The following is a 12,162-nucleotide window of genomic DNA, read 5'->3' as shown; positions in this document are numbered from 1 at the left end:
ATGCCTGACAACAATCAACCCGTAGAATTATCTTCTGAAGAACTAGATAACGTTGCTGGTGGTGCTTTTAGCTTTGTCGATGCTCACAACTTCAACTTTTCAGATAAGCAAAGTAGTGCAGTGATTATCGGTGCTGATGGCGGCATTGCATCCTTCAACAGTCAGGAAACTACTATATCTAAACAAGATTTGCACGAAATCAAATTCACTGGAGAAGAATTTCCTAGCGGAATTCCTAGTAATTTATTTCTAGGCTCATAATCAACACCATAAGGAGAAGGACAACGATCATGGAAAATGTGCAGCCTAATGAAATGCTGGAACTATCCAATCAAGAACTTGATTATATTGCCGGTGGCGCAACTAGCGATGTCTTTGGAACAAACGCAAATGCTATAGATTCTCAGTTTGGTTTTGTGGAAATTCCTAAAGAAGGCGGCATTAAGAGCGTTACCTTTCAAGTAAGCGTTTTCTCTGAGCAAGACCTTAGAGAGTTTAAGGAAGCCGGTATTTCTAGCCCTGAAGCTTGATCTGGATTTCTCGGTTTGACGAATTTCGGGAGCAGGAGGGGTTGTTAACCATGAGCCTAGCAGCCAATCAGTTAACTCCCTCCGCCTTATTTAACTTTAACACGTGGGGTCAAGGAGCTTCTATGTCAGGTGACGAAATTACTCCGAATGATGAAGCGATCGAACTATCAGATGAAGAGTTAGACGATGTAGCTGGTGGTTTCAATTTGCAGTTTACATCTACACGATTTCACAGATCGACAAGGGGATTTAGCCAACAATCATCACGAAGAGGAGGGTTTCACTCAAAACGGTCGGCTTTTCATGCAGAGACAACAGACTCTTCTGTGTTCCACCTCTCCATCACCGACGCGACAACAGAGGATCTAAAGGTTCTTGGTGAGTTGTTTGGAGATATATCTGCGATCGAAGGTTCTACATAAACGGAGTTTCTCAAATCAATTGCAGTTGAGCAAAACTTGTCCAACTGCTTTCTGAAATTATTCTTGTGTGATTAATAATTTCACTTTCATAAAATTAGGTCAATTTAGTAATAAATGAAATGACAAGGAAAAAATGGCAATGGAAAACAAAAAGCAAAATGAATCACAAGAGCTATCGCTTCAAGAACTCGCAAATATTTCGGGTGGTATTGCCGTAGGCGAGCATTATCCAGGTGAGTATCCTACGGACGATAAATATAAGGATTTGTCTGAAGCGATCGCAAACAAGCTTGAGAATATAAAGCTTCCTTATTGGAATGGCAATAAACCAATAAGCGTTGAGCCGAATGAAGGTCGCGGTGATTGATGCTAAAAACCTGTAGCAACTCATCAACCTAGTTAATCGCGCAATGGGGAGTTGAAAAATTCAAAATTCAAAATTGCGGAAAGTCTAAGTTAAGGCTTCTCTATATCTGAACCATAAATTAAATTACGAATTACGAATTACCCGTCTCTATTTCTCTCCCGTTAGCAGAACACAAGGAAGTTAAATTATGACAGAAGTTCTACTTAAGGAACTGACAAATAGCGATATTGACTGGATCTTGGCAACGGGTCAAAGAGAAGAAATTACTGCTGGTACGACCCTCATCCGCCAAGGAACACCTGTTGATGCTCTCTACATTCTGCTTGATGGTGCATTAAGCGTTTCTGTGGCTCAGGCTGACGATAATCCCATTGGTCGGGCATTTGCCGCCCTTGAAGGTGGCGAACTATCTGGACGAGAGGTTGCATTGCTGGCAAATGGTGAAGTTGTAGGAGAAATGCCTTTTTTAGCCTCCTACCAATCTTCAACTACAGTCAAAGCTGCGAGAAAGTCCCTGGTGTTGATGATTCCTCAGCAGCAATTGATTCAAAAATTGCAAGAAGATGTCACCTTTGCAGCCCATTTTTATCGAGCGATCGCAGTTCTACTTGCTCACCGATTAGAGCAGATGATCGGTCAAATTGGCCAAAGCACAGTCGTGCTTTTTCAGCCCCAAATTCGAGAAATCTTATTCACATTTGCAGAATTAAATGATAGCGATATTGGTTGGATGATTGTTGCAGGAAATGCTATGAGACTTCCTGCGGGAACAGTGTTGTTTCAAGCCGGAAGACCCGTTGATGCTCTCTATATTTTATTAGATGGCAAGATGGTGGCTTCTATTGCTGAAGATACAAGCAATCCTCTCACCCGCGCCTTTTCAACTTTAGAACAGACAGATCATATCGAACGGGAGTTTGCGAGATTATCGCGGGGTGACATAGTTGGCGAAACGCCCTTTGTCGAAGCCAGTCCACCTGCGATGACAATTCGCGCGGTTGAGGATGCGACTGTGTTATCGATTCCCAGATGGCGGCTTTCTGCCAAATTGTTACACGATGTGGGTTTTGCTGCCCGATTTTATCGAGTCTTAGCGATTTTGTTAGCAGATAAACAGCAAGGAATCATTAATAGTCTGGGTTACGGCAGGATTAACTATAGCTCAGGTAAATCTTTAGATGAACGCTTGACTTATGAAGATGAACTGAGTTCTAGCTTTTTGGCTCAAGTGACATTGGCGGGGACTCGATTTGATTGGATGCTGAAGCAGATTCGCGGGAATTGAACTGGGGACTGGGGACTGGTGAATAGGGATTGGGGATTGGGTATTAGGAAAAATTTACTCTTTATCTCTATCTCTAATCTCTATCTCTGTTGTCTTTAGCTTTTACTTTTAAAGTATCCAATTCCCAATTCCCATTTCCAATTCCCAATTCCCAATTCCCAATTCCCAATTCCCAATTCCCAATTCCCAATTCCTAATATACAAATTTCTACAACTTAAATGGAGTCAGTATGGTAACGGTCAACAAAAGCAATCTATTCCGTAAAGAAGCACTTGATCGTTTATCCTCCCCGGAGCGGCTCGATCAACTTATGCAGGTGGTTCAACCAAAGAAATGGATTCCGTTAACTGCGATGGGATCTCTAATTGTTGTTGGACTTGTTTGGAGTGTTTTTGGTCGCATTCCCATTACTGTAGCTGGACAAGGCGTACTGGTTTTTCCTAGCAAAGTCGTTGGGTTCCAGTCTCCTAGTTCCGGGCAGATTCTTATGCTTTTTGTTCGTACAGGCGATGAGGTGAAGAAAGGACAGGTACTAGCGACAATCGACCAAACTGAACTTCAAGATAAGTTGAAACTTGCACGAGTCAAGCTTGCTCAACTTCAGGAACAAGACCAAAATGCCAATTCTCTGCAACTTCAGCGAACGGTTTTAGATAAGGGTGCAATTGGGCAACAACGTCAAGCACTTTTGCAAACTCTCAAAACAACCCAATCACTAACACCAATTCTCAGAAGTAAAGGTCTGGAGTCGATTCGGCAAGAGCGTCAGAACTTACAGGAACAGTTGCAGACAACGCGAGATTTGATGCCCACGTTCAAAGAACGATTTGACATTCGCCAAAAGTTACGCGAAGAAGGAGCAGTTTCGAGTGATACCGTTCTTCAGGCGCAACAGGAATTTCTCAATAGTAAAACTAAAATCAATGAAATAGAATCGCAACTGAAACAACTTAATGTTAAAGAAGCGGATGCAGAACGAGAATTCTTAGCAAATATCAATTCAACAAAAGAATTGCAAGCACAGTTAGCAGTACTAGATAGTAAGTTTGCTGGGCAAGCAGAACAAGATTTAGCTATTTCTACTAATCGCAGAAAAGAAATCCAAGACACCCAACGAGCGATCGCAGAATTAAAATTAGAAATCAAAGCAAACAGCCAGGTAACTAGCAATTTCAATGGACGAATTCTCGAACTTTCTGCTGTTCCTGGACAAACCCTGGAAAAAGGCGCTCGCATTGGCACCATCGAAGCTAGAGACTCTGGGAATAAGTTAGTTGGGGTGGCATTCTTCCCAGTCAGCGAAGGCAAAAAAATTCAGAAAGGGATGGAGTTGCAAGTCACTCCTTCAACCGTTAAACGAGAACGCTTTGGTGGTATTATCGGGAAAGTCACAAGTATTTCTGCATTTCCGGTTAGTAAGGAAAGCGCATCAAGTGTTGTCGGTGGTCTGGAAGTTTTACAAGGTTTAACCACAGAAGGCGCACAAATTCAAGTTTTTGCAGAACTTGAGCCAGATCCTTCGACTAAAAGCCGTTTTCGGTGGTCATCCTCTAAAGGGCCAAATAGCCAAATTACACCGGGAACCACGACCTCAGTGCGCGTGAAAGTGGATGAACAATCCCCGATTTCCTTTGTGTTTCCGATTCTGCGATCGTGGAGTGGAATGTATTGATTATGCGGCAAATTCAATCACAAATTGGGCTTAGATTTAAAAAATTTCAACGACTCATCAGCCGTCCCGATCGCCGTCGTCGGACTCCCACCCTCTTACAAATGGAGGCAGTAGAATGCGGTGCAGCCGCACTGGGAATTATTTTAGGATACTACGATCGCATTGTCCCCCTTGCAGAACTCCGTCAAGCTTGTGGTGTTTCACGAGATGGCAGTAAAGCATCTAATATTCTCAATGCGGCTCGTAGCTACGGATTACAGGCGAAAGGCTTTAAAGTCGATTTGGCTGGGTTACGCAAACTGCAATGTCCTTATATTGTCTTTTGGAATTTCAACCATTTTCTAATCGTCGAAGGATTTGCCAAAGACAAAGTTTATCTTAACGATCCTGCTACTGGGCCGCGCACAGTTTCGCTCCCAGAATTCGATCAGTCTTTTACCGGGGTAGTACTAGTTGGTGAACCGAGTGCAGAATTCCAGCCAGGAGGACGGAAACCGAGCCTGACATTATCCTTATGGGATCGATTGCAGAGTTCTCTGGGAGCGCTTATTTATTGTGTGATCGCCGGCTTGCTGTTAGTGATTCCCGGATTAGCCATCCCTGCATTCTCCCAAGCCTTTGTTGATAATGTCTTGATTGAAGGCAGAAGTGATTGGTTGCGGCCATTAATTTTAGGGATGATCCTCACAGCTATTTTGAATGGTTTTCTCACATTGCTTCAGCTGCAATTTCTGCGACGCATGAAAATTAAGCTGGCTGTGGGGATGTCTAGCCGATTTTTGTGGCATATTCTACGGCTACCAGTGAGTTTTTACGATCAGCGATTTGCTGGTGAAATTAGCAGCCGTGTTCGCCTCAACGATAGCTTGGCAAATCTGCTTTCAGGAAGATTAGCGACGACAGTAATCTCAGCCTTCACCGTTGTCTTTTATGCCGCAGTTATGCTGCAATATGATGTCGTTCTCACTGCGATCGGCATTGCCTTTGTAATCGTGAATGTCAGCGTGTGGCGATGGGTTTCACGGCAGCGTGTCGATGCCAACTTGCGATTAATGCAAGAACAAGGCAAAGTCAATGGGGTAGCGATTTCGGGACTGCAAAGTATGGAAACGCTCAAAGCATCCGGGCTAGAGTCAGAATTCTTTTCGCGCTGGGCAGGTTATTACGCTAAGGCAATTAATGCTCGGCAAGAAATGGATACAACTAATCAAAACCTGGGTGTGTTGCCGTCATTTCTCACCTCCATTACATCTATGCTTTTGCTAGCGGTGGGAGGGCTACGGGTAATGGATGGCGTACTCAGTATTGGGATGCTGATTGCCTTTCAAGCCTTGATGCAAAGATTTCTAGAGCCTGTAAATAATCTGGTGAGTTTAGCGGGTGAACTCCAGGAAATGGAAGGCAATTTGGGTCGGTTAGATGATGTGTTACGCAATCCCATCGACCCTGCCGTAGAGCGAGACCTTAGTATATCGCCAACTCAGCTACCTGCTGCAAACGTTCGGCTTCAGGGTTATGTTGAACTCCGTAATATCACCTTTGGCTATAACCGCTCTGCACCTCCCTTAATCGAAAATTTCAGTCTTTCACTTAAACCCGGTCAACGAGTTGCCTTAGTGGGTGGCAGTGGTTCGGGTAAGTCAACCGTTGCCAAGCTGGTATGTGGATTATACGAACAGTGGGCGGGAGAGATTTTATTTGATGGTAAACCCAGAAAACATATTCCGCGATCGATTCTGACTAATTCAATTGCCCTAGTTGAGCAAGATATCTCGCTTTTTGCAGGCACTGTCCGCGACAATCTCACGCTTTGGGATTCGACTGTGCCTTTTAGTAACTTGGTTCGTGCTTGCAAAGATGCGGCTATTCAGGATGTAGTGCTTTCCATGCCTGGAGGCTACAACGCTGACCTCGCAGAAGGGGCATCTAATTTGAGCGGTGGACAGCGACAAAGATTAGAAATTGCCCGCACTTTAGTGAATAATCCGGCAATTTTGGTGATGGATGAAGCTACCAGTGCGCTTGATGCTGAAGCAGAAAAGATGATCGATCAGAGACTTCGGGAGCGTGGCTGTACTTGTGTAATTGTGGCGCATCGGTTAAGCACAATTCGGGATTGTGACGAAATTATTGTCTTCGATCGCGGCAAGGTGGTGCAACGGGGTAGCCATGAGGAATTGCAGCAGGTTGAAGGTAAGTATTTGCAATTGATTCGCAGTGAAGGGGAAGCGGTTCAGGAAGAGTGAGACTAATTCGTAATTCGTAATTCGTAATTAAAAAACAGATTTCATTTAAGTTTATGGGTTGTAAGGCGAAATAAAAAAGTGCGATAACTCAATCTTTAATCTCTGTGTGAAATCTTTCATACATCTTGGATGAAGCAAGAAATAAACATTTTTATATTAATTTTAGGGAGCAGGAATATATATGTTAGATCAGATTCGCAGCGCCACCCTGCCGGGAGAGTATTATCACTTTAAAGGCAATGAGCCAATTATTCTCAATGACCCGAAGACGATTTGGATCGTAAAATCGGGTTCATTGGCGGTGTTTGCGATTCCGGTGAAAGAGGGAATTGCTGAGGGAAGTCGCCGCTATTTATTTACCACCCGAACTAAACAGGCAATGTTTGGCATCATTAGTGATTCTCAGCCGATACCCTATCAACTGCTGGCGGTGTCGATTGAAGAAACGGAACTTATGAAAGTTTCAAGGAAGGATTTTCGGGAATTTATTAGTGATCGCAATGGCGAAGCCGTAACTTTAATCGAGGGATGGATTGAGCAACTAGGATTGGCGCTGTCTTCTATTACTCCACCGGGACTGCCGTTTCAAGAAGAAGGGGTTCGCTACTTCTCACTCAGCAGTGGTCAGATTTTCCAACCACAGCGAGAGCTTGTATCCTGGGTACAAATTCAGCGTGGTTACGCAGTTTGGATGGGGTTTGAGCAACTGTTAGTTATGCCTCAATCAGGATTGTTGCCGTTGAGCGCAGATATGTGGTTTCAAGCTGAAGATACAACCGAGCTAGAAATCCTAACTACATCTGAAATTGAGGATGCGAATACTCTGTTGAGGGGGATTTTCCAAATTCAAGTCTACTTTCTTCAGAGCCTTTTTCTTCTGGAACAGGAGGAAAAAGCGGTAGAATTAAACCGATTTCAAGAACGGCAACACCTCAACGATCATGTAATGAAGGAGACGCTGGGCGAGTTAGCCTCGTTGCTGCAATCTCCGCAAATAGCCGCTTCTGCTCAAATTGAAGCCAATGATTTTGACCAAGCTTTGCTCATCGCTGCGGGTGCTGTAGGGCGAACTTTGGGTGTGACGATTCGACCACCAGCCAAGTCTGAAGACCTGAAACGAGTTCAAGATCCGCTACAAGCGATCGCTCGGGCTTCTCGTTTACGAACCAGAACGATCAGTTTGCAGGGTCAATGGTGGAAGAAGGATTGCGGTGCGATGCTGGCTTACACGCTAGAAGATAACAATCCGGTGGCGCTGTTACCTGTGTCTGATACCCGCTATGAAATTTTTGATCCAATTAAGCGATCGCGCACTCCGGTTAATGCTAAAACTGCGATAAAACTGGCGCTCACCGGGTATACCTTCTATCGCCCATTACCTGATAAAGTCCTCACCACCATCGATTTACTGAAATTTGCTCTCCAAGGACACTACAAGGAATTGTTGATTGTCTTGGCTGCGGGTATGGCGACAAGTTTATTAGGAATGATTGTCCCCCAAGCTATGGCCATCTTGATTGACAGTGCCATTCCTGATGCCAATCGCGGTTTATTAGTGCAAATTGCCTTAGCGCTGCTAGCAACTGCATTTGGTAGCACCTTGTTTCAACTTGCCCAAGGCTTCGCAATCATGCGCGTGGAAACCTTTGCCGATGCTTCCACCCAAGCAGCAGTCTGGGATCGGTTATTGAATCTAAAAGCATCATTCTTCCGTCAGTACTCAACTGGAGACTTGAACTCACGGGTCAGCGCCATTAGCCAAATCCGCCAAAAGCTCAGTAGCACTGTTCTTAGAAGTATTTTCACCAGTTTGTTTGCGTTTTTGAATTTAGGACTGCTTTTTTACTACAACGGTTCACTAGCCTTAATTGCCACTCTTGTGGCTTTTGTCAACATTACTATTACTCTGGTTTCGGGAATTTACACTCTGCGGAAGGTTCGTCCCTTACTAGAGTTACAAGGACAACTCTCAGGGGTAATGGTGCAGTTAATCAACGGCGTTAGCAAATTGCGAGTTGCAGGCGCAGAAGCCCGCGCCTTTGCTTTTTGGGGAAAACAGTATAGTCAGCAAATCAAATGGATGCTGAGTACCCAAGGCATTGAAGATGCTCTGGCTGTGATTAATAAAATATTGCCTGTATTGACTACAGCAATCCTTTTCTGGTTCGCCAGCAGTTTACTTCAGCAAGCCAATTCCCCAGAAGGTGGTTTATCTACAGGTGTATTTTTAGCATTTAATGCGGCATTTGGCACATTTATCGGTGGAGCTACCAGTCTCAGCAGCACAATTATAGATGTTTTGCAAGTGGTTCCTTTGTGGGAACGAGCGCAGCCGATTCTCGAATCCAAACCGGAAGTTGACTCGGAAAAAACTGATCCAGGTCGGCTTTCTGGGCGAGTGGTTGTGGATCATGTAATTTTCCGGTATCGAGATGACGGGCCTTTGACATTGGATGATGTTAGCATCCATGCTGAACCTGGGGAATTTATCGCTTTTGTCGGAGCTTCGGGGAGTGGAAAATCAACGCTGTTCCGATTATTACTGGGGTTTGATGTCCCGGAATCTGGCACAATTTATTACGACGGACAAGATTTAACAGGGTTGGATATTCATGCAGTGCGTCGGCAACTAGGAGTTGTGATGCAAAATAGCCGATTGACATCTGCATCGATCTTTGAGAATATTGCCAGTGGAGCAATGATCTCGATGGATGAAGCGTGGGAAGCGGCGCGGATGGCTGGCTTTGCTGAGGATGTCGAATCTATGCCAATGGGAATGCACACGGTAATTAGTGAAGGAGGAACCAATATTTCTGGAGGGCAACGCCAGCGATTATTGATTGCCCGATCGCTAGTATTAAAACCCAAAATCTTGTTATTTGATGAAGCCACCAGTGCCTTAGATAACCGCACTCAAGCGATCGTCAGTCAAAGTTTAGAGCGTTTGAAGGTGACACGAATTGCGATCGCTCACCGTCTGAGTACTATTCGCAACGCCGATCGCATCTATGTATTCGAGAATGGTCGCGTGGTGCAAGAAGGCAGTTTTGATCAACTCGCCAATCAACCAGGACTGTTTGCCCAACTGATGGCGCGACAAAAGCTTTAAAATCACAAATGAAGGAGATATCTACTATGTCACCTACTTTTTGTAAAATTATTCAGATAAATTGCAGCCTCGTTGTTTCGCTGTTGATGTTGAATGGCTGGGGTGTTTCTGTAAAAACTGCGATTGCCGGAACTATGGAGCCTGCCCAACGCATAGCGGATGTGGCTGCGATCCCTGATAGTATAAAAGTTCCAAATGGTGAGCAACTTCTTCTAAAAGCATCTGCCAAGGGTTCACAAATTTATATCTGCAAACCGAAATCAGAATCTCTTGAGCAGTATGAGTGGACGCTTAAGGCTCCCGATGCCGTGTTGCTGAATGAGCAAGGGCAAGATTTGGGCAAGCATTATGCAGGCCCGACTTGGGAAGCCAAAGACGGTAGCAAAGTTTTAGGGAAATTGAAATCTAAGGTAAATGCACCACAAGATGATGCCATTCCCTGGCTATTATTAGAAGCGCAATCTTATGAAGGAAATGGTATCTTACGCCAAGTAAATTGGATTCAACGGATCAATACAGTTGGTGGAAAATCTCCTGTTCAAGGGTGTGATAAATCATCCGAAAATCGAGAAATTAGTGTGAATTACACGGCTAATTATCTATTTTATAAGATTAAGTAATCAATATTAATAAACAAGGGGAAAATGCCCTTATTTAGATGTTTTATATAAGAATTTCGGACTAGCCTTTTCAACGTGACTCGTTAAATCTCTTTTTTTCTCTCTGTGCCTCTGTGGTTTAAAAATAATTTATTTAACCACAGAGACGCAGAGAACACAGAGTCAAGAGATTGAAGAGGAATTTTTTGACCAAAATTTTTACCCATTTTGAAAGGGCTAGTCCTAGAATTGTTCTCTCGTTCTCCGGTTTATTCGGGTAGCTTCTCGGCTAGTTTCTTTTCTTGATTGAGAACAGAATTTGCATAGATTGCCAGTTGCGATCGATTTTTGAGATTGAGGCGGTTTAAGATACTCGTCACATGAGTTTTTACCGTTCCTTCGGTAATATAAAGTTGTTGGGCAATTTCGCGGTTCGTTGCACCAACACCGATCAAACATAAAACCTCTTGTTCTCGTGCGGTAATTTCCGATGGCTTTGATGAAGCGGAATTTTGGTTAGCTGAAGCTGCTTCCGTAACCAATAATTTATCAAATAACCCCGGCCCAAATTGAGTATAGCCAGAATGCCCAAAGCGAATTGCATCTGCTAGCTCACTTGAAGGCATATCTTTTAGCAAATATCCTTTTGCGCCTGCACGCATTGCCCCTGTTAGATAAGAATCATCATCAAATGTACTCAAGACGAGAACTTTGATATTAGGAAAGTTTTGCATAATCAGTTTTGTTGCAGTTCGTCCATCCATTTCGGGCATCCGAATATCCATTAGCACCACATCGGGCTGAAGTTCTGCAACAAGCTCTAGAGCAACTTTACCGTTCTCAGCATCACCAACCACTTCCAAATCAGGTTCCTGTTCTAGCATTGCTTTCAGTCCCTGACGAATGAGGCTCTGATCGTCAACGATTAACAGGCGAATAGGAGAGGATTTATCATTTTTCATGGTAATTATCTCTTTCTGGTTTTGATGAACGATCAATAGATATCTCCAAAAATTAATGAAGGATTACCTGAAACCCTTGTAGAAACGTTACAACATTTAACAATTTGGTATGGGGCATCCAGGGCTAGGGCAATGCGTTTGCTCTCAGCAGGCAGCAAACTTATCACCCATAACAGCAACGCTGCAAAACAACTGCTCACATCCAACGTGCGACGCAACTTACCTTTTTTGGCTTTTGCTTTCTGATACCATTCTTTTAATTGTTGACGGACTGTATTTCCTACTTGTGTGTACACCGTAGCTTAAAAGGGGAGAAACGGAATCAAAGTCCCCCTTTTTTAAGAGGGATTTAGAGGATCTAAAACTATTTGATACCGACAAGAGGAGTTTTCAAACATCCTCTAAGCTCGACTTTATCCATTTTTCGCTACGGGTCATCATAAATGTAGGCGATCGCTAAAAGATGTGGGTTTTGCTGCATACATAACATTTAAATACAGTCTTGGTGAATACTGGTGACAAGAGCAATACACTGAGATTGAAGGATAATTGTGTGTATCTTCCCATGAATACAACAATACCAGTTGAAATCGCCAGTATCCTACTACCGTTTAGGGCGCTGTTTACCAAGCCAGTCTGGTATCATGTCCAAACTTTAGTAATTGGAGCGATTTTAACAACAGGTAAACGTACCATTACTTCGGTACTTATAGTCATGGGACTGAATCAGGAGGAACACTTTCAAAATTATCATCGTGTATTAAATCAGGCAGTATGGTCAAGTTTGAAAGCAAGCCGAATTTTATTAACGCTCATGGTAACAGTGTTTTTACCAAGCGGGCCAATCATTATGGGAATAGATGATACGATTGAACGCCGTAAAGGCAATAAAATTAAGGCAAAAGGAATATATCGAGACCCAGTACGTTCAAGTAACAGTCAAGTTGTTAAGGTTAGTGGCTTACGATG

General features: G+C 43.6%; 12 protein-coding genes. 10 read left to right on the top strand and 2 right to left on the bottom strand.

Features of this window, described 5'->3' with window-relative positions; translation table 11 throughout:
• The 9 genes from H6G86_RS19425 to H6G86_RS19385 all read left to right on the top strand — a co-directional run bounded on the left by H6G86_RS19425 (position 1) and on the right by H6G86_RS19385 (position 10,252).
• Positions 1-261 (top strand): CTB family bacteriocin, encoded by a 261-nt coding sequence (locus H6G86_RS19425; protein WP_190935670.1) that lies wholly within the window; start codon positions 1-3, stop codon positions 259-261.
• 29 nt (positions 262-290) lie between these two features.
• Positions 291-530, top strand: coding sequence for a hypothetical protein (locus H6G86_RS19420; protein WP_114085746.1), 240 nt, complete (start codon positions 291-293; stop codon positions 528-530).
• Positions 531-580: 50 nt separating this feature from the next.
• Positions 581-952: a CTB family bacteriocin gene (locus tag H6G86_RS19415; protein ID WP_190935669.1), complete on the top strand. Its 372-nt coding sequence runs from the start codon at positions 581-583 to the stop codon at positions 950-952.
• Between the two features lie 133 nt (positions 953-1,085).
• Entirely contained in the window at positions 1,086-1,319 is a 234-nt protein-coding gene (locus tag H6G86_RS19410) for a hypothetical protein (RefSeq protein ID WP_190935668.1), read from the top strand.
• A gap of 187 nt (positions 1,320-1,506) precedes the next feature.
• Positions 1,507-2,604 carry a cyclic nucleotide-binding domain-containing protein gene (locus tag H6G86_RS19405; RefSeq protein WP_190935667.1) on the top strand — a complete coding sequence of 366 codons (1,098 nt, stop codon included), beginning with the start codon at positions 1,507-1,509 and terminating at the stop codon, positions 2,602-2,604.
• 230 nt (positions 2,605-2,834) lie between these two features.
• Positions 2,835-4,277 carry an NHLP bacteriocin system secretion protein gene (locus tag H6G86_RS19400; protein ID WP_190935666.1) on the top strand — a complete coding sequence of 481 codons (1,443 nt, stop codon included), beginning with the start codon at positions 2,835-2,837 and terminating at the stop codon, positions 4,275-4,277.
• A 2-nt stretch (positions 4,278-4,279) separates the two neighbouring features.
• Positions 4,280-6,523 carry an NHLP family bacteriocin export ABC transporter peptidase/permease/ATPase subunit gene (locus tag H6G86_RS19395; RefSeq protein ID WP_190935665.1) on the top strand — a complete coding sequence of 748 codons (2,244 nt, stop codon included), beginning with the start codon at positions 4,280-4,282 and terminating at the stop codon, positions 6,521-6,523.
• Positions 6,524-6,704: 181 nt separating this feature from the next.
• Complete coding sequence (locus H6G86_RS19390) at positions 6,705-9,632, top strand: NHLP bacteriocin export ABC transporter permease/ATPase subunit (RefSeq protein WP_190935664.1); 2,928 nt, start codon at positions 6,705-6,707, stop codon at positions 9,630-9,632.
• Between the two features lie 26 nt (positions 9,633-9,658).
• Entirely contained in the window at positions 9,659-10,252 is a 594-nt protein-coding gene (locus H6G86_RS19385) for a DUF3455 domain-containing protein (RefSeq protein ID WP_190935663.1), read from the top strand.
• Between the two features lie 248 nt (positions 10,253-10,500).
• Here the strand turns inward: H6G86_RS19385 and H6G86_RS19380 are convergent, their stop codons facing one another.
• Positions 10,501-11,193: a response regulator transcription factor gene (locus H6G86_RS19380; RefSeq protein WP_190935662.1), complete on the bottom strand. Its 693-nt coding sequence runs from the start codon at positions 11,191-11,193 to the stop codon at positions 10,501-10,503.
• A 32-nt stretch (positions 11,194-11,225) separates the two neighbouring features.
• Positions 11,226-11,489: a hypothetical protein gene (locus tag H6G86_RS19375; protein WP_190935661.1), complete on the bottom strand. Its 264-nt coding sequence runs from the start codon at positions 11,487-11,489 to the stop codon at positions 11,226-11,228.
• 257 nt (positions 11,490-11,746) lie between these two features.
• Here H6G86_RS19375 and H6G86_RS19370 point away from each other — a divergent pair.
• The coding region (locus H6G86_RS19370; RefSeq protein WP_190935660.1) for a transposase at positions 11,747-12,162 on the top strand (416 nt) is incomplete at its 3' end.

The organism is Nostoc sp. FACHB-133, from assembly GCF_014698055.1.
GTDB lineage: Bacteria > Cyanobacteriota > Cyanobacteriia > Cyanobacteriales > Nostocaceae > Nostoc.
This window is presented reverse-complemented; position numbering and strand designations above follow the sequence as displayed.

Excerpts from the sequence above, each read along its gene's own strand:
- H6G86_RS19425 (WP_190935670.1), top strand. The coding sequence starts at position 1 with ATGCCTGACAACAATCAACCCGTAGAATTATCTTCTGAAGAACTAGAT.
- H6G86_RS19420 (WP_114085746.1), top strand. The coding sequence starts at position 291 with ATGGAAAATGTGCAGCCTAATGAAATGCTGGAACTATCCAATCAAGAA.
- H6G86_RS19415 (WP_190935669.1), top strand. The coding sequence starts at position 581 with ATGAGCCTAGCAGCCAATCAGTTAACTCCCTCCGCCTTATTTAACTTT.
- H6G86_RS19410 (WP_190935668.1), top strand. The coding sequence starts at position 1,086 with ATGGCAATGGAAAACAAAAAGCAAAATGAATCACAAGAGCTATCGCTT.
- H6G86_RS19405 (WP_190935667.1), top strand. The coding sequence starts at position 1,507 with ATGACAGAAGTTCTACTTAAGGAACTGACAAATAGCGATATTGACTGG.
- H6G86_RS19400 (WP_190935666.1), top strand. The coding sequence starts at position 2,835 with ATGGTAACGGTCAACAAAAGCAATCTATTCCGTAAAGAAGCACTTGAT.
- H6G86_RS19395 (WP_190935665.1), top strand. The coding sequence starts at position 4,280 with ATGCGGCAAATTCAATCACAAATTGGGCTTAGATTTAAAAAATTTCAA.
- H6G86_RS19390 (WP_190935664.1), top strand. The coding sequence starts at position 6,705 with ATGTTAGATCAGATTCGCAGCGCCACCCTGCCGGGAGAGTATTATCAC.
- H6G86_RS19385 (WP_190935663.1), top strand. The coding sequence starts at position 9,659 with ATGTCACCTACTTTTTGTAAAATTATTCAGATAAATTGCAGCCTCGTT.
- H6G86_RS19380 (WP_190935662.1), bottom strand. The coding sequence starts at position 11,193 with ATGAAAAATGATAAATCCTCTCCTATTCGCCTGTTAATCGTTGACGAT.